This is a genomic window from Mucilaginibacter terrigena, assembly GCF_004168255.1.
Lineage (GTDB): Bacteria > Bacteroidota > Bacteroidia > Sphingobacteriales > Sphingobacteriaceae > Mucilaginibacter > Mucilaginibacter terrigena.
The window spans coordinates 539,659-561,162 of the sequence record NZ_SEWG01000004.1 but is presented as its reverse complement, the minus strand read 5'-3'; the positions used below and the strand labels follow the sequence as shown (position 1 = coordinate 561,162).

The 21,504-nt window shown below is 44.9% G+C and carries 24 protein-coding genes; 13 read left to right on the top strand and 11 right to left on the bottom strand.

The genetic code is table 11. From position 1 onward, the window contains the following. Positions 1-64 precede the first annotated feature (64 nt). Positions 65-1,876: a tetratricopeptide repeat protein gene (locus EWM62_RS12705; RefSeq protein ID WP_129877029.1), complete on the bottom strand. Its 1,812-nt coding sequence runs from the start codon at positions 1,874-1,876 to the stop codon at positions 65-67. Between the two features lie 131 nt (positions 1,877-2,007). Here EWM62_RS12705 and EWM62_RS12700 point away from each other — a divergent pair, with 131 nt between their 5' ends. From EWM62_RS12700 to EWM62_RS12690, 3 genes are all read left to right on the top strand, one after another. After that, positions 2,008-3,897, top strand: coding sequence for an alpha/beta hydrolase family protein (locus EWM62_RS12700; protein ID WP_129877028.1), 1,890 nt, complete (start codon positions 2,008-2,010; stop codon positions 3,895-3,897). Between the two features lie 6 nt (positions 3,898-3,903). Then, positions 3,904-5,547, top strand: coding sequence for a sensor histidine kinase (locus tag EWM62_RS12695; protein WP_129877027.1), 1,644 nt, complete (start codon positions 3,904-3,906; stop codon positions 5,545-5,547). Between the two features lie 98 nt (positions 5,548-5,645). Further along, the gene (locus tag EWM62_RS12690; protein WP_129877026.1) at positions 5,646-6,332 is read left to right on the top strand and encodes a response regulator transcription factor; all 687 of its coding nucleotides are present in this window, start codon (positions 5,646-5,648) and stop codon (positions 6,330-6,332) included. On the opposite strand, the gene EWM62_RS19685 is transcribed toward EWM62_RS12690, so the two are convergent. The 8 genes from EWM62_RS19685 to EWM62_RS12650 form a co-directional block, all read right to left on the bottom strand. Beyond that, a complete protein-coding gene (locus EWM62_RS19685; RefSeq protein WP_129877025.1) occupies positions 6,329-6,736 on the bottom strand; it encodes a putative toxin-antitoxin system toxin component, PIN family in 408 nt (135 codons plus the stop codon). The two genes, EWM62_RS12690 and EWM62_RS19685, sit on opposite strands and share 4 nt — an antisense overlap. A 1-nt stretch (position 6,737) precedes the next feature. Next, a complete protein-coding gene (locus tag EWM62_RS12680) occupies positions 6,738-6,932 on the bottom strand; it encodes a hypothetical protein (protein WP_129877024.1) in 195 nt (64 codons plus the stop codon). 36 nt (positions 6,933-6,968) lie between these two features. Next, positions 6,969-7,595 carry a class I SAM-dependent methyltransferase gene (locus EWM62_RS12675; protein WP_129877023.1) on the bottom strand — a complete coding sequence of 209 codons (627 nt, stop codon included), beginning with the start codon at positions 7,593-7,595 and terminating at the stop codon, positions 6,969-6,971. Then, entirely contained in the window at positions 7,585-8,481 is an 897-nt protein-coding gene (locus tag EWM62_RS12670) for a UbiA family prenyltransferase (protein ID WP_238989336.1), read from the bottom strand. Before EWM62_RS12670 ends, EWM62_RS12675 begins: the two co-directional genes overlap by 11 nt. 180 nt (positions 8,482-8,661) lie before the next feature. Further along, complete coding sequence (locus EWM62_RS12665) at positions 8,662-9,930, bottom strand: metallophosphoesterase (RefSeq protein WP_129877022.1); 1,269 nt, start codon at positions 9,928-9,930, stop codon at positions 8,662-8,664. A 21-nt stretch (positions 9,931-9,951) separates the two neighbouring features. Next, positions 9,952-11,451 (bottom strand): sigma 54-interacting transcriptional regulator, encoded by a 1,500-nt coding sequence (locus tag EWM62_RS12660; RefSeq protein ID WP_129877021.1) that lies wholly within the window; start codon positions 11,449-11,451, stop codon positions 9,952-9,954. A 90-nt stretch (positions 11,452-11,541) separates the two neighbouring features. Continuing rightward, on the bottom strand, positions 11,542-12,642 hold the full coding sequence (locus tag EWM62_RS12655) for a vWA domain-containing protein (protein ID WP_129877020.1): 1,101 nt from the start codon (positions 12,640-12,642) through the stop codon (positions 11,542-11,544). Between the two features lie 113 nt (positions 12,643-12,755). Further along, positions 12,756-13,634 carry a carbohydrate kinase family protein gene (locus EWM62_RS12650; protein WP_129877019.1) on the bottom strand — a complete coding sequence of 293 codons (879 nt, stop codon included), beginning with the start codon at positions 13,632-13,634 and terminating at the stop codon, positions 12,756-12,758. A 193-nt stretch (positions 13,635-13,827) separates the two neighbouring features. On the opposite strand from EWM62_RS12650, the gene EWM62_RS12645 reads away from it, so the two are divergent. The 3 genes from EWM62_RS12645 (at position 13,828) to EWM62_RS12635 (ending at position 15,252) form a co-directional block, all read left to right on the top strand. Then, on the top strand, positions 13,828-14,247 hold the full coding sequence (locus EWM62_RS12645) for a YybH family protein (RefSeq protein ID WP_129877018.1): 420 nt from the start codon (positions 13,828-13,830) through the stop codon (positions 14,245-14,247). A gap of 42 nt (positions 14,248-14,289) precedes the next feature. Next, complete coding sequence (locus tag EWM62_RS12640) at positions 14,290-14,853, top strand: Crp/Fnr family transcriptional regulator (RefSeq protein WP_129877017.1); 564 nt, start codon at positions 14,290-14,292, stop codon at positions 14,851-14,853. 72 nt (positions 14,854-14,925) lie between these two features. Then, complete coding sequence (locus EWM62_RS12635; protein WP_129877016.1) at positions 14,926-15,252, top strand: DMT family transporter; 327 nt, start codon at positions 14,926-14,928, stop codon at positions 15,250-15,252. A 120-nt stretch (positions 15,253-15,372) separates the two neighbouring features. Here EWM62_RS12635 and infC read toward each other — a convergent pair whose 3' ends face one another. Beyond that, positions 15,373-15,636, bottom strand: a complete 264-nt coding sequence (gene infC / locus EWM62_RS12630; protein ID WP_129877015.1) for a translation initiation factor IF-3 — start codon at positions 15,634-15,636, stop codon at positions 15,373-15,375. Between the two features lie 139 nt (positions 15,637-15,775). Between infC and EWM62_RS12625 the strand changes: the two genes are divergently transcribed. The 7 genes from EWM62_RS12625 to EWM62_RS12595 all read left to right on the top strand — a co-directional run bounded on the left by EWM62_RS12625 (position 15,776) and on the right by EWM62_RS12595 (position 20,535). Beyond that, positions 15,776-16,096 carry an ArsR/SmtB family transcription factor gene (locus tag EWM62_RS12625; RefSeq protein WP_129877014.1) on the top strand — a complete coding sequence of 107 codons (321 nt, stop codon included), beginning with the start codon at positions 15,776-15,778 and terminating at the stop codon, positions 16,094-16,096. 2 nt (positions 16,097-16,098) lie between these two features. Continuing rightward, the gene (locus tag EWM62_RS12620; protein ID WP_129877013.1) at positions 16,099-16,566 is read left to right on the top strand and encodes an SRPBCC family protein; all 468 of its coding nucleotides are present in this window, start codon (positions 16,099-16,101) and stop codon (positions 16,564-16,566) included. A 1-nt stretch (position 16,567) separates the two neighbouring features. Further along, positions 16,568-16,954, top strand: a complete 387-nt coding sequence (locus EWM62_RS12615; RefSeq protein WP_129877012.1) for a DoxX family protein — start codon at positions 16,568-16,570, stop codon at positions 16,952-16,954. Position 16,955: 1 nt separating this feature from the next. Beyond that, positions 16,956-17,522, top strand: a complete 567-nt coding sequence (locus EWM62_RS12610) for a DUF4256 domain-containing protein (RefSeq protein WP_129877011.1) — start codon at positions 16,956-16,958, stop codon at positions 17,520-17,522. 31 nt (positions 17,523-17,553) lie between these two features. Further along, positions 17,554-18,135: a YdeI/OmpD-associated family protein gene (locus EWM62_RS12605; RefSeq protein WP_129877010.1), complete on the top strand. Its 582-nt coding sequence runs from the start codon at positions 17,554-17,556 to the stop codon at positions 18,133-18,135. Between the two features lie 27 nt (positions 18,136-18,162). After that, complete coding sequence (locus EWM62_RS12600) at positions 18,163-18,942, top strand: DNA-deoxyinosine glycosylase (protein ID WP_129877009.1); 780 nt, start codon at positions 18,163-18,165, stop codon at positions 18,940-18,942. Between the two features lie 111 nt (positions 18,943-19,053). Further along, positions 19,054-20,535: a PAS domain-containing protein gene (locus EWM62_RS12595; protein WP_129877008.1), complete on the top strand. Its 1,482-nt coding sequence runs from the start codon at positions 19,054-19,056 to the stop codon at positions 20,533-20,535. Positions 20,536-20,543: 8 nt separating this feature from the next. Here EWM62_RS12595 and EWM62_RS12590 read toward each other — a convergent pair whose 3' ends face one another. Then, a complete protein-coding gene (locus tag EWM62_RS12590) occupies positions 20,544-21,425 on the bottom strand; it encodes a cupin-like domain-containing protein (RefSeq protein ID WP_129877007.1) in 882 nt (293 codons plus the stop codon). Positions 21,426-21,504: the final 79 nt, after the last annotated feature.

The window sequence follows — 21,504 nt, the reverse complement described above, 5'->3', positions numbered from 1 at the left end:
AATTTTGATTACACAGAATGTGAGTTGATTTACACCGATTGTCGGTTTTGGATTGCACCGGTTGTCAGGAAGCATCATTCTTATCACCCCTTAACAGCCTGAACCGTTTGCGGGCATCGTTTATCCAGAGGCTGGCGGGGTAATCGGTTATAATTTTCTGATAATAGGTTTTGGCCAGATTGGCATCGTTTAGTTTGGTTTCGTAGATATCGCCCAGCATAAAAACAGCATCATCGGCCCAAAGGTCATAACTATGCTTTTCGGCAATGTTCTTTAGCAATACAACAGCGTTTGGGTAATTTTTTTGCTGTATCATAATACGTGCCTTGGCCATCAGTATATCAGCCTCCAGCGCGTTGCCGGGGTATTTTTTATCGATGCTATCCAGGGTAAGCATGGCTTTTTCGGGCTGCCCGGCAAATATCAGCAGATCGGCCCGCGAGTAGATCTTTAAGGCGTTGCCGCTGCTATCGGCGTTAAGGTTATCCGTTATCAATAGCGACAGGTTAAGCGCATCGTTGGCTATCAGTTGCGTGGTGGCGGCCTTTAATATATCCAGCTGGCGGCGTGCCCAGTTAAAGTCGGCGGTGTAGTAAGCCATTTTAGCATTGCGCAAAAGGGCGTCTTGTGCAATAGCGGTGTTTGGGTTATCTTTTTCTACCTGGCTGTAAACCAGGGTAGCATCCCATGGCTGGTTGTTAAGCAGGTATATATCCCCCAGGTCCAGCTTGCAGGCGGCAAGCAGCGCGGGCCTTACGCCCTGTATGGCAATGGCGCTTTCCAGCAGGGTTTGCGCGTCTTTTAACTTATGCAATTTAAAAGCCTGCAGGTTGGCCAGCTTTTGCATGGCAAACACGGTGCCCCGGTTGCGGCCTATCTCGTTCAGCAGGTCGTTATAATCTTTCTCCAGGCCAAGCAGGTCGGCCTGTACGTACTGGCCCGATGTTACCTTTAGGTTTTTGGTATTGATGAGTTCGATTTTAGCCGATATGTAATTTTGGTTATCCTTATCGCCCTTACTGATAATATACTCGTAACCCCGAATAGCAACATCGTAAGCCTCGTTCATCACCAGGGTGCGGCAAAGCTCAAATACGTTTGTGCCATCGTCATTTAAGCGGCGGCTTAATGCCAGTGCCTGGTTAAGGGCCATGTCAAAATCCTTTTGCTGCATAAACTGCCAGGTAAGCAGGTTGGTGTAAACTATTTGCTGCGGGTCTTTTTGGATGCGTTTAAGCAGGGCAACCTTAAGCATATCATAATCTTCGGGGCCCTCGTATACGGTTGCCAGGGTGCTTTCGGCCTGGCTTATAAATACCGGGTTGGCAGGTAAAAAGTTCAGGTATTCTTCGGTAAGGGCAACCTTATCGCGCTTGTAACGGTAAAGGGTTATCAGCTCAAAAGCAAAAGCGGCATCATTATGTATCAGCTTACGGCCCTGCAAAAAAATCTTAATGGCGTAGTCGGCATTGGCGTTCTGGTAAAATTGGGATGCTATTACCGATATGGCGTTCTGGTCGGCAGGCATATTTTTGATCAGGTCGTTGTACAGGTCATCGGCCTTGGCAGTGTTGCCCTGCTGTGTATAAACCGAACCAAGCGCTATAATGTACTCGTTATTACCGGGGTTTTTGCGCAGCATTTTTTTGGCGACGCTTTCGGCATCGTCAAATTTTTTAAAGCCCATCAGCGTAGTAAAGTACTGCTGAAAATAAAGCTCCCCATCCTGTTTAAACAACTTTTGGTATATATCAAGCGCCTTTTGCTGTTCGCCGTTGGCGGCGTATTGCCGGGCCAGCAGCAGGTCGTTTGTTTGCGCTAAAACGCTTGTGACACAAATAAATACCAGCAGCACAAATACATACAGTCGCTTCATTCTTTTTTTATATTTTAGCCCGGCAGGGGTATATTATATGTAACGTTACAAGCGGGTAAAATTGTAGTGACATATGTATAAAATTAACTAAATTAACTAATTTGACCTCTCTTACAATTAGGATTAGCCAAATGCAGGGTCGTTTAAGATCATTTTTTATTATTGTTTTTATAATACTTATCTGTGCCTGTAAACAAAACGAGGTGAGGCAAATACCCGTTAGCGCGTTTTTTAAGACACCCGAGCGCAGCTATTTCAAGATCTCGCCCGACGGTAAATATATCTCGTATTTAAAGCCTTATAAAGATAAACAAAATATATACATCCAATCGCTGGTAACGGGTGCCGAGCAAATGGCCACCGGCTTTACCGATTACTCGGTACGCGATTATACCTGGACATTTAACAACCAGATAGTATTTACGCAGGATATCATCGCTGTGGATGAATTTAAGATCTACACGCTTGATGTTGCCACATTAAAAGTTAAGAGCCTGCTTAACCTGGAGAAGGCCCGCATACGCATACTAAACCGCAACCGCCAGCAACCAGATATTATAACGGTTGCCATGAACAAGCGCGACCCGGTTAATTTTGACGTGTTTCGCCTTAACGTAAAAACGGGCGAGCTTAAGCCTTACCTGATAAACCCCGGCAATATTACCAAATGGTACCCCGACGCGGATGGCAGCATCCGGCTGGTAAAAGTATCTGACGGGGTGAACGAAACCATCCTTTACCGCACTAACGATAAAAGGCAGTTTAGGCCCATTATCAAAAATAATTTTAACGACAGGGTAGAGCCTATTGCCTTTACCGGGGTTAGCAATAATTTCTACGCGTTATCAAACGTTAACCGCGATAAAACCGCGCTGATAGAAATAAGCGCCGAAACAGGTAAGCAGCAAAAGGTGGTTTACGCAAGCGATAAGGCCGATATACTGGATGTAAACTACTCAAAGGTGAAACGCCGTTTAGAACTGGTTACCTGGGAAGAAGCCAAGCCCCAAAAACATTTTTTAGATGCTGATATGGAAAAGGTGTACAGCACCCTCGCAGCTAAAATAAAAGGCACCCAGATAGATATTGTAGACCGCGACAGCGCCGAGAATAAGTTTGTGATCGTAAGTTCGACCGATAAAAACCCCGGCTCGTACTACCTGTATGAGCGCAGCAGCAATAAGCTAAAAAAGCTTGCCGATATAAACCCCGATATACAACCCGCGGAGCTTTGCGATATGCAGCCGGTATCTTTTAAAGCCAGCGATGGCATGCTGATAAACGGTTACTTAACCATCCCCAAAGGGAAGGAAAAAAGAAACCTGCCGGTGGTTGTTATGCCGCACGACGGGATCTGGGGCCGTGATTCGTGGGATTACGATGCCGAAGTGCAATTTTTGGCTAACCGTGGCTACGCGGTGTTCCAGGTCAACTTCCGCGGCTCGGCGGGGTATGGTAAAGCATTTCGTACGGCGGGATTTAAGCAAGTGGGCGGCAAAATACAGCAGGATATTACCGATGGGGTAAAATGGCTTATCGCTAATAAAATAGCCAACCCAAAAAAGATAGCCATTTTTGGGGGTAGTTTTGGTGGTTTTTCGGCTTTGTACGGGGTTTCATTTCACCCCGAAATGTATAACTGCGCCATTGTTAAATACGGGCTCATCAACTTTTTTACTTACTTAAAAGATGCCCCGCCTTTTTTTAAGCCATACCTTAAAATGAACTACGAAATGGTTGGCAACCCCGAAACAGAAGCCGACCAGCTAAGGGCTATATCCCCGGTTTTCCATACCGATAAAATAAAAAGCCCGCTGCTGATCTTCCAGGGCGCTAAGGACCCCCGCGCCAATATCAGCGAGCTTAACCAGTTTGTGCGCGAACTTAAAAAGCGTAACGTACCGGTAACTTACCGCCTTAAAGAGAACGAGCGCGCCTATTTTAAAAGCGACCACAACCGGATGGAAATGTATGCCGAGATAGACTCGTTCCTGAGTGCCAATATGCAGGTTAAACCCTAACCTGTTATGAAAGCGCAGAAAAGTATATACCGCAAAAATTTTTCGCTGATAACCGCTTTCCTGGTACTGATAACGGTAAGCCTTGTTATTGCCGTGATCATATCTTACAACTTAACGGCTAAGTACGTCGAGAACGAGTTTGCATCAAAGAAGATTGAAGTGCTCGACCAAACTGTTAAGCCGTATAACGATTTCTTCCAGCTTAAAATACCCGAGATAACCTCCTACCAGGGTTTCCTGGATTCGGCATCGGCGGCAAATTATTCGGCTACGGTTTTTAAAAGTTACCCCTTTGTACGCAGGGTTTTGTTTTACGATCTGCAGATCAGTAACCCGGCATCAAAGGCAACTATTACCCATAACCAGGGGATATCGGTAAAGGCTGTTTACCAGTATAAACCTAAGCATGGCAACGTAAAGGGCGCTAAAGATATGGCATGGTCAAATACCGACGACTTTAAGCAGATGGCCCTAAAGCTGAGCAATTTTATAAGCGTTGCAGATACTTCAAGGCTGCCCACACAGGACGAGATCTTCCGCACATTTTATAATGTTACCCCCGATAAGATAAGTTATCTTAACATCCCCCGCAGGGAAGATATCAGGATCTACCAGTCGTTACTGAAGAATGGCAACGTTAAGGCATTTTATAAACAAAATATGATGACCTTTTTGCTTGATGCCCACCAGCTTAAAGTAAAAAACACGCATCCCGAGTTATACCAGCAAGTTACCATACAACCCGTGGTGTACGATCCGCTTGATTTAGACGGCGGCCGTAAGGTAACCGAGGCGGCATTGACCGGTGCTTTCTCTAATTTCAAGCTCTACTTTATCTCCACTAACGAACACCTCGACCACGAAATAGACCGCCGCTTTTTGCCCATCGGCGCTATTGTGCTGCTTATATATTTCTTCCTGGTGCTTATTGGCTGGCTGATATACCGTAACCTTAATATCAACTTAAAAGTGTTTAAGCTGCAGTACGATTTTATAAACAACTTTACCCACGAGTTTAAAACACCGGTAAGTGTTATAAAAATAGCCGGCTCGAACCTGAAGGGGGATGCGGAATTAAGCGAACGGCAGCGAAGGCATTACGGTAAAATACTGGACGAGGAGGCAGATAAGCTAAACGAGCTGATGAACAAGCTGCTATCGTTTACGCAACTGGAAAATAAATCGATAACGGTTAAACGCGAGGAAATAAACCTGCAGCAATTTGTTAAGGGGTATATTGATACCTTTAAAATAAAATATCCTGATTTTAACCTTACCTATAATATCGAAAATGTAAGCGGGTTTTATAGCGACCCCGTACTGTTAGGCAGCGTGTTCCAAAACCTGATGGAGAACGCGTATAAATATTCGCACCCCGGCAAAAAAGAATTATTTATAAATATAAAGCCCGAAAAGCGCAATATTGTAATTTCATTTACGGATAAAGGAATAGGCATGGCCCGGTACGAGCATGGCGATGTGTTTAAAAAATTTTACCGGATAGAGAACCAATATAACCAAAACGGGAGCGTGGGCCTTGGCCTTGCTTTTTGTAAAGAACTGGTTAACTTTATGGACGGCGAAATAAGCGTGACCAGCAAGATAAATGAAGGTTCGACGTTTACAGTTACGTTGCCTTTAGGGGTTTAATAAAGACAGAAATGGATGCTCCGCAGGAGCAACCGATTTGTAGATAAAACAAAAATACAATTCATTTGCTCCGTAGGTGCAAAACATATTGATAAGCGATGAACAAAGAAATTAAAATAGCATTGGTTGAGGACGACGAGAACCTTAGGTTTTTAGTTTCCGAGCGGCTGCAAAGCGAAGGTTACAAAGTTTTGGAAAGCGGCAACGGCGAAGAAGCAGAAGCCATGATACTGGAAGAACAGCCGGATATTGTACTGCTTGACTGGATGCTGCCCGGCAAGCAAGGCAGCGAAGTGTGTGCCAGCCTGCGCGAAAAAGGATTTGATAAACTGGTGATCATGACGACCGCTAAAGCCCAGGATATTGATAAGATAGGTGCCTATAACTTCGGCGTAAGCGACTATATTACCAAGCCGTTTAATATGGATGTGCTGGTGGCGATGATAGATAGCAAGATCAAATTTTCGCTGAACAACGAGAAGACCGAATCGCATAAGTTTGGCAATATGGAGCACCTGCCCAACACCCACCTGTTGATACGTGATGGCCGCAAAACCGAACTTACTATTCTTGAGAACCGTATATTACTATACTTCCTTAAAAATAAAAACAAGGTGATAAACCGCGAAGAGCTGATGATGGAGGTTTGGGGCTACAACGCCGATGTAAACACCCGCACGTTGGACATGCACATTGTACGCCTGCGCAAAAAGATTGAGAACAACCCCGATTCGCCAACCTACCTGCAAACCGTAAGGGGGATAGGGTATAAGTTTGTTTATTAGAAGTTTGCAGCGACGATCTTTTTAAAATCAGATAAAGTAACCATCAAGGTAAGTTCGTATTTATTAACCTGTAGCAATAATTTATCGCCGGTGATAAAATAATCTGCCTTTGCCATTTTGCTTAAGGCAAAAAGATAGTTGTCTTTTTTGTCGGATACTACCCGTTCTATTTTGGAAATATGGTAAGTGTTTGTTATTAAGTTATATATGTCAAGCAAGTTTTTGATATCAACATCACTAAAATATTTCTTAAACTTTGATCGTGACAGCACATTGGATAACTCTTCAAACAAATCCTGGCATGTTGCTACATTTATGCCACTTTTCTGAAGCTGGTATAAAAAATTTGTTTGCCGGCTAATTGCAAGCGAAAGCCAAATGTTACAATCTAAAACAATTGTCATTCTATTTGCCTGCCCTATAAGCCCTAATTTCTGCTACAATCTCATCCATAGTCGGTATCTCATCTGTTTTACCCCTACTATCAAATTCTTTTGTAAGCTTTAAAATATCAGGTTCAATGGTTGCGCCTAACTCTTTGAGCAAAGATTTTATCAATTTGGATTTTTTTTCAGGAATTTGTATTGTTAATCTTTCCATACTCAAATATAACAAAAAGTAAAAGGTTAATAAACACTATTGAACCGGCTTTTTGTAAACTTTACTCACCACAAATTCTCCAAAAAAACTTTTCTCATCAACAACCTCATACCCATAATTATTGAATTGCCCGGCTACATTGGGCAGGCGCCATGATTGTACCCCGCAAAGTATTTTAAAAAATAGCAGCATGCTTTTCAGCATAGCGTACTGCCACCATTTACCGGTAAGTTGAAAATCGGTATAAAGCCAATGGCCGCCGGGTTTTAATGCCTGGTGTATGTGCGTGAATATTACGGGCAAGGTAGCTTCGGTAAAGTTATCGAACAGGAAAGGGGTTATCACCATATCAAAATCGGGCGACAGGCCCAATTGCTCTATCCCCTTGTTTATCCAGGTTATTTTATTTTGGCCGGTGTTTCTTTTCCTGGAGATGGCCATCATATTGGCTGATAACTCTACGTACGTAATACTTAACCCCGCCGGATGCAATTTGGTTATTTCTTCCAGCACCCAACCGGTACCGCCGCCAGCAATAATAATATTTGAGTTTTTGGGGATATGAGGTAACAGGTAAACCTGCGCATCAACCAGCGCCCTGCCAAAAACCAACCGCGAAAGGGTATCGTAAAAACGGGCCGAATTATCGTAATTACCCGGCATAGCTATCGCCAAAAAACAAACTGAAGCCCAGCATAAAAACGTACTGCAGTATCAATACGCCATCTAAATAAAAAAAGTAATAATATTCATCCTTCTCCCATTTGGATTTAAATATAAGCCAGCCCATTAAAATGGCGGTTATGGTTAAAGCCCAAAAATCAAGGCTAAAACCATTATTCCTGAACATGAAAAGTAATACGATGTACCCCGCAAGCAGGAACTGACAAAACAAATATGCGTTTTTTTCGCCCCAGGCTACGGGGATAGTTTTTAAGCCCGCCTGGCGGTCGCTGAACAGGTCGCGGATATCAAAGGGAATGGTAAGCGCGGCTATTATTAAAAACCGCTTGGCTATCAGGATAGTGATATCGCGTGTAGAGATATCCGCCATGTGGAGGTCTTGTGCTTCCAGCACAGGCAGCAACACACAACTCATGGTCCATACCAGGGTTATCAGGAAAGTTTTTAGGCCGGGAATATTACGCAGGCCAAACTTTTGGTCGCCAACTGTAAACAGGGGCAGGCTGTAGCAAAAAGATAATATGGACAAAAATATCAGCAGGATGCGCGACTCCATCGATAATAAAAAGAACAATGGGATTAGCGATAGCAGGGAGATCATGGTAAAGGTGACCATAAGCCTGTAGTGAGAAAAGAACCAGCGCACACGCTTATATGGCGATTGCTGGGGATGTTTGGGTTTACTTAACAGGATGCTGAAATTATAAATGCCCAGTGTTGAACTAAACAACAGGCCTACTACCGTATAAACGGGCTTGGAATCTATCAGGCGAAAAGTAACCAGTGCCTGCGCCACCGCACATAACGACATGAAGATGTTACTGAAAAGCAGAAAATCAAATGCGCTTTGGAAGGCTTTTTTCATCGGTGTTGCTAAAATACAGGAATAGCGATAAAAAATAAATAATTATTTTCACCGCAGTCGCCCGGCTCCAGCCGGGTGACCGCTATTGTAAGGCCTCCGGCCGCCATAGATGTTATGTTGCGGCGGGACACCGCGTAATAATTGTCGTCCGGCTGGAGCCGGGCGACTGCATAAATTTTACTATACCTTTAACCCGGGGTCTTCGCCGGCCTTTAAGGTAAATATGGTTATCTCGGGTAGTATGCCAACTCTGCCCCTGATGCCTGCAAAGCCGTAACCAACGTTTACATAAATTTGCTGGTGCTTTTCGCGGTACAGGCCGGCCCACTCAGAGTATACGTATTCTATAGGGCTCCATTGGAATTCTTTGGTGCGGATGCCAAACTGCAGGCCGTGGGTGTGCCCTGCAAATACCGCGTCTATCTGTGGGTATTTGGGTATCACTTCGGCCCGCCAGTGCGATGGATCGTGCGACAGGAGCAGCTTAACCGGCAGGTCAGCTGTATTTTTTACAGCCTCTTCCATTTTGCCGTATTTAGGGAAACGGCTCATTTCGCCCCAGTTGCCAATGCCTAAAATGCCAATTTCCTCGTTACCCACCTTTAGGCGGCGGTTCTCGTCTATCAGAATATCCCAGCCCATATTTTTATGGGTGGCAATAATATCGGCATTGTTTTTTTGTTTGGCTGCAAGCGATGGCCAAGTGCCATAATCGCCATAATCGTGATTGCCTAAAATAGAGTAAACACCAAGCGGTGCCTTTACCTTCGCGAACAGGTCCTGGTAGTCCCTCATTTCCCAGGCAGCGCCGTTTACCAGGTCGCCGGTAAAAAATGTTACATCGGGCTTTTCGCGCTGCAGCATATCTACACCTCCTTTAACCGCGGTTTTGTTATAAAAGCCACCCGAATGGATATCAGAGATCTGCCCTACCTTCATGCCATCGAAAGCTTTGGGCAAGTTAGGCAGGTAAAGATCGACGTAACGCACATGATAATCGTAGCAGCCTTTGCTCATGCTGAGTTTTATAGCTACCAGCGGCACAAAACCCGACAGCAGCCCCGCCTTCATCAAAAACTCCGAACGTGGGATAGCATCGGGATTATTTTCGGTTAAAGGGGTATCTGTAGCAGGCTTCTTATTTTTCCTGAACAAATAAATAACGCCTCGGCGTATGTCGTCAATAAAAACGAAGAAGAGGAAACTGAATTTAAATATAAATACCAGTGTATATCCAAAAAGTAACCCCGCCCTTTTACCGGCGTTTAAAGGCGAATATATGCCAACCAACAAAATGGTAATAAAAAATACAGCGCTTAACCAATATAAAACTACAAACCACACCGGGAACCGCCATTTTTTGAATGCTGCCCTAAAGCCTTTCAGGATATAAAAATCGAAGACTAATAGTACAATTACAAATAATATGGTTAAAAGCGGTCCCTGCATTATGCTTAAAATGGTGAATAATTAGTAACGGTCGTCAAGATCAAGGTCGTCGTCATCGGGCTCTAAGTTAAACAAGCTGTTAAACATATCCGAAAAAGCGAAACCATTATCAAGGAACCCCTTACTTAACTGCGAAAACTCGGCCAAACCATGCAGGATAAACTCCATTAACAGTAGTGTTTGGTTCTCGCTCAGCTTAGGATGGAACTTTTTGACCACATCCTTTAATCCCGGTACGGCATTAAGCGCCTTTTTATAATCCACTAACGACAGGTCATCCACCAGCGACAAGGTGTTGCCATCACCAAACCAGTTGATGATCTCGGCATATGGGTTTGGCTGCTTGGATTTTTTTGACTTTTCGGGATCGGGGAAAAACTGCAGCAATAATGTTTTTATGGCTTTGCCGATAAGGATATTGGCAACCTTGCCGGGGCCTTCCAACTCGCCTTCGTAAACCAATTCGATCTTACCGGTGATAGCCGGGATAACACCAAGGAAATCGGAGATACGCACAAATGTAGTTACCTCGCCATTGATAATCATGCGGCGTTCGGCATTACTGATGAGGTTCTCGTACGATGAGATTGTTAACCGCGCGGATACACCCGATTTTTTATCGATATACTCGGAGTTACGGGCCTCAAAAGCTATCTGCTCCACCATATCTTTTACCAAACCATCGGCTTCGATATTGGCGCGCTGTTCCGGCGTAAGCAGGGCTTCCTGCTGGGTTATTTTACGGGAGATCTCTACTGTACGCGGGTAGTGGGTTAGTATCTGGCTTTCTATACGGTCTTTTAAAGGTGTTACGATGGAACCACGGTTGGTATAATCCTCCGGGTTGGCGGTAAACACAAACTGGATATCCAAAGGCAGGCGCAGTTTAAAACCACGGATCTGGATATCGCGCTCCTGTAAAATATTGAACAGTGATACCTGGATACGCGCCTGCAGGTCGGGCAGTTCGTTTATCACGAATATGCCTCTGTGCGCGCGTGGTATCAACCCAAAGTGGATAACGCGTTCGTCGGAGTAAGTCAGTTTCATCGTGGCGGCCTTTATCGGGTCAACATCACCTATCAGGTCGGCAACGGTAACATCCGGCGTAGCCAATTTTTCGGTATAGCGTTCGCTGCGGTGGATCCAGCCGATGGGGGTATCATCACCTTTGCTTTCTACCGTATCGTGGCCATACCACGATATGGGTGCCAACGGGTCGTCGAATAATTCCGAGCCTTCAATATACGGGATGTACTCGTCAAGCAGGTTTACCAGCAGGCGGGCAATACGTGTTTTTGCCTGTCCGCGTAAGCCAAGCAACAATATGTTATGTCGCGATAGGATAGCGGTTTGCAGATCGGGGATAACGGTATCTTCAAAACCAATGATGCCTTCAAAACCACCTTCTTTTTTTTGCAGCTGCGCGATAAGGTTAGCCCTCAGCTCATCCTTAACCGACCGGCTTTTATAGCCTGTTTTCTTAAGCTCGCCAAGGGTTTTTATATTTTTTATATCCATGTTATTATTAAGATTTCACCGATTGATTTTGATTTCACCGATGATATGAAAATTTCTTTTTTTGCTCCCCCTTCAGGGGGCCCGGGGGGCCTACTTCACATTCTTCCTTCTGTTCCTGGCGTAGTCTTCAAAAATGTATTCGCCTAAATTGTTAAGCGAACTGTAAAAGGCCTTGCCGCCGTTGGTTTCGGTAAACTTGCGTACAAACTGCTGCAGGTAGGGGTCTTTAGCTATCATAAAGGTGGTGATAGGTATTTTAAGCCTCTTGCATTGCGCGGCCATGTTCAGTGTTTTGTTTACCACTTTCCTATCCAGCCCTATGCTGTTTTTATAATACTTGGTTCCTTCCTTTAAACAGGTGGGCTTGCCATCGGTTATCATAAAAATTTGTTTGTTATGCGTTTTACGGCGGCGAAGCATGTCGGTAGCCAGCTCTAAGCCTGCATAGGTATTGGTATGGTAGGGGCCAACCTGCAGATAAGGCAGGTCCTGCAGGGTTATGGGCCAGGCATCGTTTCCAAAAACCACAATATCTAAAGTATCCTTAGGGTATTTGGTGCGGATCAGTTCGGCAAGGGCCATGGCAACTTTTTTGGCGGGGGTTATCCTGTCTTCGCCGTAAAGGATCATGGAGTGCGATATATCTATCATCAGCACGGTGCTGGTGAGGGTTTTGTAATCCATTTCCTCCACCTCCAGGTCGCGCTCGGTCATCATAAAATCGCCGCCTATACCGTGGTTAACCTGCGCGTTCTGGATAGATTGCGTCATGTCTATCTGGTCCAAACTGTCGCCAAATTCAAACTCGCGGCGTTCGGCGTTTTTCTCATCGCCCTGCCCGCTTTGCGGCGAACGGTGGTTGCCCTTGCCCGATTTTTTTAGCTTTCCAAAGATCTCTTCTAATGCCGATTGACGGATGCTTTGCTCTGTTTTGGCTGTAATATTAAACCCTCCGTTTTGGTTATCCTCGCTCAGGTAGCCTTTTTGTTTAAGCTCGTCAATAAAATCGCCCATGCCATATTCGTCATTGGTGATGTTGTATTGCTTATCCAACTCGTTAAGCCAGGCCAAAGCCTCCCCGGCATCGCCCGCGGTATAGTTTAGTAACTCCAGGAATAACTTTAGTAATTCTTCAAATCCGCCCTTCGGGATCTGGTTTGGTTTAAACTCTGAAAATCCAAAACCACGCATATTTTACCCTTTCTAAGTATAAAGTAACGGATAATTTGATTTAAAAGTTTGAAACCGCGCCATTTAAACGCAATTGTTAACTAAGCGTGACAATAGGGCAAAGGGCGCAGGGGTTAGCTCTTTTTTATCCGGCTTATCTCATCCTGGTTATAAACCGGGTTGGCGCCACGCTGGCTGGTTACATACGCGCCAATGGCACAAGCGTTTAACAGCAGCTTGGGCATGGGGTTGTTGGCCATTATGCCTGCAATAAAAGTTGCCAGGAACGCATCGCCCGCGCCAACGGTATCGGCCACATCAACGCTAAAACCCGGGTGCTCAAAAAACTCGTAATCGTGCCAGATGATCGCGCCGTGTTCGCCGCGGGTTACGCAAATGGTTTTGGTATGGTACTTATTACGGAACTCGGTTATCTTGCCTTTAAGGTCGCCGCTGCTGCCGCCTATTAACAGGTCGGCTTCTTCTTCGTTCATTTTTATAACGTTGGCGCGGGCCGCAAGGGTCTCGATGGTAGCCAAGGTATAATGCGGGTGGCGCAGGTTTACGTCAAATATTTTTATCGCGTCGGTTTCGTCGAGCAGGTTCAGCAGGGTGTCATGCGTTGTTTTATCGCGGCAGGCCAGGCTGCCAAAAACAATAGATGATGAACGTTTTGCCGCGTCTTTAAGGTTGTTATCCAGGTGGATATTATCCCACGAAACAGGTTCGGGGATAACGTATGTGGCCTGGCTCTTTTCGTCAAGCTCAACGGTAACTTCGCAGGTGGGCAGGGTGTTGTCGCGCTGGATCAGGTCAGAGTACAAGCCGTTCTTTTTCAAAAAATCTACCAGTTCGTCGCCCGATGCATCGCTGCCAACACGACTGGCAAAAGCCACATTAACATGCTGCTGCACCAGGTGCCTCGCAACATTCATTGGCGCGCCGCCGGCTTTTTTCTCGTCGCCGAAGGCATCCCATAAAACTTCCCCAAAGCATAAAACCCTGTTCTTCATATATAGCGGATAGTGTGGCCGTAAAGCTAAAAATGATTTGCGGTAAACCGTGTTAAATTTTTAATATTAACCCGTACCATTTGTTAACAATTGTTTAACAATAGGTTGCTTTCTTCCTTAGTCATCAGAACGAAACGCAAATCAAATCTCTTAAATCTTTCTAATCTGCTAAATCCCGGTTATATTTATCCTTATGAAAAAGTTCCTCATCTCCTGCCTTTTGCTTCTTACATCTTTTTTTTGTTTTGCCCAGGATAGGGAAGCTATCCTAAAAGTAATGCATAACCAGCAAATTGCCTGGAGCAATGGCGATATCGACGGCTTTATGCAGGGGTACTGGAAATCAGACTCGCTGATGTTCATAGGTAAGCGCGGCCCAACTTACGGCTGGCAGCAAACGTTTGATAATTACAAAAAGGGCTATCCCGATAAAGCCGCTATGGGTAAGCTTACCTTTAGGATTGATAAAGTAGAACTTTTGGGCAAACGCGATGCCTTTGTAATGGGTGCCTGGAGCCTCGCCCGCGCAAAGGATGCCCCCGGCGGATATTTTACACTATGGTTTAGAAAGATAAACGGGGAGTGGAAGGTGATTTGCGACCATACGAGTTAACCTAACACATAAGAGCGTGTAATAAGCAAATAACAAGGTATTGTGAATATTGATGAAATTATAAACCAGATATATGCTTTGCCACCGGCATCGGCATTACGGCTTAAACAAACAATTGAGGAAGTTAAGTATCCAAAGGGGCATATTTTATTCGAAGAGGGTAAAACAGGGCGGAGTGTTTACTTTATAAAAAAGGGTATAGTAAGGGCTTTTTTGTATCAAAATAATAATGAAGTTACTTTTTGGTTTGGCACAGAGGGTGACACGGTTATTTCTATGAAAAGTTATGTGAGTAACAAGCCCGGTTATGAAAGCATTGAGCTTTTAGAAGACAGTATTTTGTATCGCATACAAAACCGGCAGTTACAAAAACTTTTCGACGAAGATATATTTATTGCTAACTGGGGGCGTAAATTTGCCGAAACCGAATTGGTAAAAGCGGAAGAAAGATTTATTTCCAGGCAGTTTATTGCCGCTGCCGACCGGTACGAAACCCTTATCAGTACTAACCCCGCTTTGCTGCAAAGGGTGCAATTATGCCATATAGCCTCTTATTTAGGCATTACACAAGTGAGTTTGAGCCGCATACGGGCCGATGTTAAATAGTTTATTATTTATCATATGTTAAATTTTAGGTGGATAAAGCTTAGCAGTTTTGTACAACAAATTTTTACAGATATGAATTGGATAATATTAATACTGGCGGGCTTATGCGAAGTAGCATTTTCGAGTTGCCTGGGCAAAGCAAAATCTGCAACAGGTAATGATGTTTATTTGTGGTACGGTGGCTTTTTAATTACCTGTACCTTAAGCATGGTTTTACTGATAAAGGCAACGCAGACCTTGCCAATAGGAACAGCTTACGCCGTTTGGACGGGCATTGGTGCAGTAGGTACTGTAATTGTAGGCATACTTATATTTAAGGATCCAGCCAGCTTTTGGCGGCTCTTTTTCCTGAGTACGTTAATTATATCTATTGTGGGGTTAAAATTTGTTGCCGAGTAGCCGTAACAACAACTTTTGCACGTTTAAAAGGGTCGCTTAATCCTATATCTATTGCATCGCGCCTGTAGCCGCAATACCAGGATAAGCACCCGTCGCGGGCGGGCGCTTATCCTGGTGTAATTACCCACCCTTCGGCGCAAATACTATATGCACCGACCGGCCATCCCTCACCGTAGATGCGCCGGGTTTTATATGATCTTTAAGGTCTTCCGCGAAACGGCGCAGCAGTTCTTCGCCTACCTCCGGGCGGGTAATTTCCCTCCCCCTGAACATTACGCTCAGCTTTACCTCATCACCCTTGCCAAGGAAGCGGGTAATATGGTCGATTTTTTCGGCGTATTCTATAGGATCTATTTTTGGCCGGACTTTAACTTCTCTGCTCATGTTGATCGTGGTTAATTGCTATAATTGATTTAGGTGCATTATAAGTACAGCAATGTAATCAAAATCAGAAAAATAAATTTGAAAATAAATTTGCGTAGTTAAATAGCTACATATATATTTGTAGTCAAATAGCTACACGATGAATTTAAGGAGAGATGTATTCCAGGCCATAGCCGACCCTACCCGCAGGGCAATAATGCTTTTGGTAGCTTCGCAGGCCATGTCGGCAGGTGCCATAGCCGCAAACTTTGATACTGCCCGGCCAACCGTATCTAAACACCTGCAAATACTAACCGAGTGCGAATTGCTTAAACCCGAGCAAAACGGCAGGGAGATCTATTACCATATTAACGCCAAAGGAATGAAGGACGTAGCCGAATTTATTGAGCCGTTCCGCAAAATGTGGGACGACCGGTTCAACGCTTTAGAAAGTATCATGAAAAATTATAAAGCCAAATAATTATGGAACTGAAAACAAAGATAATTGCCGAAGAAGGCAGGCAGGACCTGCTGATAACCCGCGAATTTGACCTGCCGGTAGAGCTGCTTTTTAAAGCCTTTGCCGAGCCGGAAATTGTGGAGCAATGGATGGGTACCAAAGTACTTAAATTGGAAAGCAAAAAGCATGGCAGCTGGCAGTACGAAACATCGGACGCTAAAGGTAACGTGGTGTTTAAGGCCGATGGCACCATTCACGAGTTTAGCCCAAACCGCAAAATAACCCGCACGTTTGAAATGGCCAATGCCCCCTTTGGTGTGCAGCTGGAGGTGCTGGAATTTGAAATGATCAACGGCGATACCAGCAGGATAAATATGCACGTGATATACGAATCGAACGCCCTGCGCGACCAGATGCTGAAACTGCCGTTTGCACAGGGTATAAACATGGCACACAATCGTTTACAAGACATCTTAAGCAAACTAAAATAACATGACTAAGACAAAATTAATTATCTATTGGCTGGCAACCACCCTGGTTGCGGTAGGCATGTTTGGAAGCGGCATGGCTCAAATTATGCATGCAAAGGAAATGATAGACCTTGTGGTCCCCTTAGGGTACCCGGAATACTTGCTGTACATTATTGGTACCTGGAAGGTGCTTGGGGCCATAACCATTGTAGTGCCACGGTTCCCGCTGGTTAAGGAATGGGCTTATGCCGGCTTGTTTTTTGTGATGACAGGTGCCTTTGCATCGCACCTGCTAAGCGGCGACCATAGCCTGAAGGGATTGGCCGGGCCATTTTTCCAGACTGTTTTTATTATCTTGTCGTGGTATTGCAGGCCGGCCAACAGGAGGTTAGTACCCGTAAACCAATAATATTATTAGCAACGCCAAAGAATTAACAGCGCCCGAGCGCGATGGGCTACTAAAAACGTTAAAGGCACGTTTTGAAAATAACATGGGCCGCCATGCAGGTATGGAATGGGCTAAAGTACAGGCCCGCCTGGATGCTGAGCAGGCAAAATTATGGTCGCTAAATAATATGGAAATAACCGGCGGCGAACCTGATGTAGTTAGCTATGACGAACAAACCGGCGAATACACCTTTTATGATTGCTCGGCCGAGAGCCCCAAAGGCCGCCGAAGCCTTTGCTACGACCGCGAAGCGCTGGATAAACGCAAGGAATTTAAACCCCAAAATACCGTTATTGACGTGGCTGTAGCCATGGGCATTGAGGTGTTAACGGAGGAGCAATACCGCCACCTGCAAACGCTTGGTGGTTTTGATGCCAAAACATCCAGCTGGCTAAAAACACCCGACGAGATCCGAAAACTTGGCGGCGCTATTTTTGGCGATTTTAGATACGATACGGTGTTTGTGTATCACAACGGTGCCGATTCATACTATGCTGCAAGAGGTTTTAGGGGTGCGTTGCAGGTCTGAATTTTTAATGGGCAGCTATCAAAAATAAAACATGAAAAACCCAAAAGTTGATTTCTATTTCGATAAAGCCAGAAAGTGGCAGGAAGAGGTAACGAAGCTGAGGGTCATTTTGCTCAATAGCGGACTAACCGAAGAGCTGAAGTGGGGCTGCCCTTGTTATACTAACCAGGGCAATAATATTGTTCTGATCCACGATTTTAAGGAGTACTGCGCATTGCTGTTTTTTAAAGGCGCTTTGCTGAATGATCCGCACGGCATCCTGGTACAACAAACAAAAAATGTACAATCGGCAAGGCAGATCAGGTTTACCAATACGGAAGAGATAACGGAATTGCAACCTGTTTTAAAAAGTTATGTTTTTGAGGCGATAGAAGTGGAGAAAGCCGGGCTAAAGGTAGAGCTGAAAAAGACAGACGAGTTTGCCATGCCGCAGGAATTTAAGTATAAGTTAGACCACATCCCTGCGCTTAAAGCCGCTTTCGGGGCCTTAACCCCGGGACGGCAAAGGGCTTATCTGCTTCATTTCTCGGCACCTAAGCAATCCAAAACCCGCGAGGCGAGGATAGAAAAATGGATGCCGCAGATATTGAACGGTAAAGGCTTGCTGGATTAGGAAGCGTTATGATTAATTGAATATAAAATGGATAGAAAAACATCATTTACGATGGCCGAAATTGAGGCAATCAAAAAATTAGTCAATGAAAAGGTTATTGCTACATCAAACAAACAAAAAGCAATAAGAGACAAAATCCGTAAGATTGGTTTTCACTTCTCGGATTTTAGCTCAAAAAAAGGATACACTATTAAGGACTTCGAAGAATTAATTAGTTCAGGGGCAATAAAAATTTTAGGAGAAGGTATACAACGCACATTTTCTACAGGAAATTCAAACCCTATTAGACAAATAGCTTTAAAAGCCAAAGACAGTGAATTATCTAAGCAACACAAAAAGTCTCTTGAACCGCTTGTTGATGGTAGCATAGAAATTTTAATTCTGGGATCGATGCCAGGGGAATATTCCCTTTCTGTTGGCGAATACTATGCACACTCGGGAAATCGATTTTGGAAAATCATTGCACAAATCACCAATTCTAAAATTCCTAAGTCCTATGACGAAAAAAGGGGTTTGTTAAAAGAATATAAAATTGGACTTTGGGATGTAGCTGATAGTGCGATGAGAATAGGTAGCTTAGATTCAAATATGACAGGTGAAATTCCTAACGACATTAACGAATTTCTAAAGAATCATTCAAAGATTAAAGTCGTTGGTCTTAACGGTGGTAAAGCCGTGAATTTATTTAACAAGTTTTTTAATAAACAACCTAACGTTATCTATTACAATCTATCAAGCACAAGTGGGGCAAATACATCAATAACCTTTGAGGAGAGCTGTAGAGATTGGCAAAGAATTTTTAGTTAATTCAGAATCTTACTGTCGCAGACAAGCGAAGGCATAGCCCGTTTCATTGTTTTTTAATTATATAAAAATAACCTACTTTTAGTAATTACATTTATGTGATCCTAAACGGCAATGAAAGACAACCCCGAGCAGCTATATACCCTGTTACAATCTATTGAAGGGATAGTATGGGAAGCAGATGCCGGGATGCAGCATTTTGCTTTCATTAGCGATCGTGTACAGGACATTACAGGCTTTTCATCCAAAGAATGGATGGCCCGGCCGGGGTTTTGGAAAACGCGCATCCATCCCGATGACCTGCAGGTGGTAGATGAGTATGCCGCGCTGCAAAGCGGCGCTGTTAAAAGCCGCACCTTCGAGTACCGGATGATGTGTGCCGACGGGCAGATCGTCTGGATAAAAGATAATGTTTCGGTACTGTGCGGCGATAAAGGGGCATGCCTTTTAGGCGGCATTATGCTGGATAATACCGTTGCCGAACGGTTAAAAGCGCTTGAACGCCTGGAACGCGATGTGCTAAAGCTAAACTCAGACCTTACCGTAACCCTGCAGAATGTGCTGCTCAGCTATTTGCAGGGCCTCGAAGCGTTGTTCCCCCAAATGCAATGTTCTATTCACCGGGTAAAAAACGGCAGGCTGGTAACCGGCGTGGCGCCTTCGCTGCCTGCAGATTACATGAGCGCACTTGCGGGGGTGGATATAGGCAAGCACCAGGGCTCGTGCGGGGCAGCCGCGGCAACCAAACAACAGGTTATTGTAAACGACATTGCAACCGATATTAAGTGGACCAAATTCCGTGACCTGGCCTTGAGTTATCAATTGAAGGCATGCTGGGCAAACCCGGTGATAGATGCTGATGGCGTAGTGATGGCTACACTGGCGATGTATTACCAGGAAAGCAAAACCCCCACCGAAGAAGAACTGCAGGTGATGGAAAGGGCTACTGCGCTGCTCCGTATCATCATGGAAAACCGCGGCAAAACCGAGATCATCAGCGAAACTAACCTGCTGATGATGCAAAGCCAGGAACTGGCCCACTTTGGCAACTGGCGCTGGGATGTGCAGCACGATATTGTTAGCTGGTCGCCGGCGCTGTACAATATTTACGGCCTGGATCCGCAGGATTTTAAGGCCACCTTTGCCGGTTACCAGGCACTGCTGCACCCCGACGACCGTACCCGCGTACGCGGCATCATAGAAAATGTACTGCACACCCGCGAAGACAATAATTTTGAGGAAAGGATCATCCGCCCAAACGGCGACCTGCGCTACCTGCGGTCGTGGGCCAAGCTAAAAACAGATTCGCAGGGGATGCCTGTAGAAATGATAGGCGCCTGCCTGGATATTACCGAAACCGTTTTACAGGTGCAGGCCATTGAGCAGCGAAACCATCAGTTGCTGGAGATTGCCTGGATGCAATCGCACATGATCCGTTCGCCGCTTACCCGCATTATGGCCCTGGTCGAACTGATTAAAGACCCATCTAATACTGATGCCGAGAAGGCTGAGTTCCTGGACCACCTATTAACCTCTGCCCACGAACTGGACGAACAGGTAAAACGCATTAACCAAAAAGCGGAAAATACGGGTTGAGGATAAAACTAATACGGTTTGCCCGCTGCCAATTCCTGCTCGGCCCATTTAATAGCCAGTTGCTCGCGGTATTTGGCGTACTTTTCTTTAAAAGCCATTTTTAGTAGACTATCTAAACCTCCTTTTACGGCAAGGTTATAAACGCTGGCAGCCTTGCGGGTAACAGATGCATCCCAGGCACGCAGGCTTAGCGAGTAGGAACCATCGATATATTTCATCCAGTGCCAGTAGCCGGTTGGCATAAACAGGGTATCGCCATGCTCCAGGAAAACCTCGGTGCCTTCCACACCTTCCAGCGCCGGGAATTTTTTGGTATCGGGGTTGGCTACATCATAATCTTCCAGCGCGTAGGTAGCGTTTGGGATGCAGTATAAACGGCGTTTCCACTTATTCTCGAACAAAATAACATGCTTGCGGCCGCCAAAGTGGGTATGGAAGATATGCGGCAGGTCGATATCGTAATGTAAAAAGGTAACCGAGTTGGAGCCACCAAAGAACATGGATGGCATGCTTTCGATAAAGCCGCCCATCAAATCTTTAGGGAAAACGATATCATCAAGCAACTGTGGGGCCTGTTTAAAAATATTAAAGAAAAAAATACGCAGCTCGGTTGGCTGCGATTTTATCAGGTCGATATACTCATCAAAAGGCATTTCTGCCGCCGACGAGTTGATGGGCTTTGCAGGGTCGGCTTTGGAATTATCGTACAAGGGCACTACCTTTTTACCTACTACTTCTTTTAAGTACTCGGGTGTCCATTTATCGCGGGCGGGCCAGTTTTTGGTCATGCCCTTTATAACCAGCGGGCGGCGCGGGTTAAGGTAATTCTTTTTAAAATCCTCCGGACTAATGTTCTCAACCGTATCTATGGGGCGCAGTATAAAGCTCATATCTTACTAAATTAAGTACCTGCCAATCATCCGCAGGTGCCGGCAAAATTAAGCTTCTTAAAATAAACATCAGCCTAAA

What these genes read in the sequence shown, in the direction of transcription:
- EWM62_RS12705 (WP_129877029.1), bottom strand. Translation starts at nt 1,876, where the DNA reads ATGAAGCGACTGTATGTATTTGTGCTGCTGGTATTTATTTGTGTCACA.
- EWM62_RS12700 (WP_129877028.1), top strand. Translation starts at nt 2,008, where the DNA reads ATGCAGGGTCGTTTAAGATCATTTTTTATTATTGTTTTTATAATACTT.
- EWM62_RS12695 (WP_129877027.1), top strand. Translation starts at nt 3,904, where the DNA reads ATGAAAGCGCAGAAAAGTATATACCGCAAAAATTTTTCGCTGATAACC.
- EWM62_RS12690 (WP_129877026.1), top strand. Translation starts at nt 5,646, where the DNA reads ATGAACAAAGAAATTAAAATAGCATTGGTTGAGGACGACGAGAACCTT.
- EWM62_RS19685 (WP_129877025.1), bottom strand. Translation starts at nt 6,736, where the DNA reads ATGACAATTGTTTTAGATTGTAACATTTGGCTTTCGCTTGCAATTAGC.
- EWM62_RS12680 (WP_129877024.1), bottom strand. Translation starts at nt 6,932, where the DNA reads ATGGAAAGATTAACAATACAAATTCCTGAAAAAAAATCCAAATTGATA.
- EWM62_RS12675 (WP_129877023.1), bottom strand. Translation starts at nt 7,595, where the DNA reads ATGCCGGGTAATTACGATAATTCGGCCCGTTTTTACGATACCCTTTCG.
- EWM62_RS12670 (WP_238989336.1), bottom strand. Translation starts at nt 8,481, where the DNA reads ATGAAAAAAGCCTTCCAAAGCGCATTTGATTTTCTGCTTTTCAGTAAC.
- EWM62_RS12665 (WP_129877022.1), bottom strand. Translation starts at nt 9,930, where the DNA reads ATGCAGGGACCGCTTTTAACCATATTATTTGTAATTGTACTATTAGTC.
- EWM62_RS12660 (WP_129877021.1), bottom strand. Translation starts at nt 11,451, where the DNA reads ATGGATATAAAAAATATAAAAACCCTTGGCGAGCTTAAGAAAACAGGC.
- EWM62_RS12655 (WP_129877020.1), bottom strand. Translation starts at nt 12,642, where the DNA reads ATGCGTGGTTTTGGATTTTCAGAGTTTAAACCAAACCAGATCCCGAAG.
- EWM62_RS12650 (WP_129877019.1), bottom strand. Translation starts at nt 13,634, where the DNA reads ATGAAGAACAGGGTTTTATGCTTTGGGGAAGTTTTATGGGATGCCTTC.
- EWM62_RS12645 (WP_129877018.1), top strand. Translation starts at nt 13,828, where the DNA reads ATGAAAAAGTTCCTCATCTCCTGCCTTTTGCTTCTTACATCTTTTTTT.
- EWM62_RS12635 (WP_129877016.1), top strand. Translation starts at nt 14,926, where the DNA reads ATGAATTGGATAATATTAATACTGGCGGGCTTATGCGAAGTAGCATTT.
- infC (WP_129877015.1), bottom strand. Translation starts at nt 15,636, where the DNA reads ATGAGCAGAGAAGTTAAAGTCCGGCCAAAAATAGATCCTATAGAATAC.
- EWM62_RS12625 (WP_129877014.1), top strand. Translation starts at nt 15,776, where the DNA reads ATGAATTTAAGGAGAGATGTATTCCAGGCCATAGCCGACCCTACCCGC.
- EWM62_RS12620 (WP_129877013.1), top strand. Translation starts at nt 16,099, where the DNA reads ATGGAACTGAAAACAAAGATAATTGCCGAAGAAGGCAGGCAGGACCTG.
- EWM62_RS12615 (WP_129877012.1), top strand. Translation starts at nt 16,568, where the DNA reads ATGACTAAGACAAAATTAATTATCTATTGGCTGGCAACCACCCTGGTT.
- EWM62_RS12605 (WP_129877010.1), top strand. Translation starts at nt 17,554, where the DNA reads ATGAAAAACCCAAAAGTTGATTTCTATTTCGATAAAGCCAGAAAGTGG.
- EWM62_RS12600 (WP_129877009.1), top strand. Translation starts at nt 18,163, where the DNA reads ATGGATAGAAAAACATCATTTACGATGGCCGAAATTGAGGCAATCAAA.
- EWM62_RS12595 (WP_129877008.1), top strand. Translation starts at nt 19,054, where the DNA reads ATGAAAGACAACCCCGAGCAGCTATATACCCTGTTACAATCTATTGAA.
- EWM62_RS12590 (WP_129877007.1), bottom strand. Translation starts at nt 21,425, where the DNA reads ATGAGCTTTATACTGCGCCCCATAGATACGGTTGAGAACATTAGTCCG.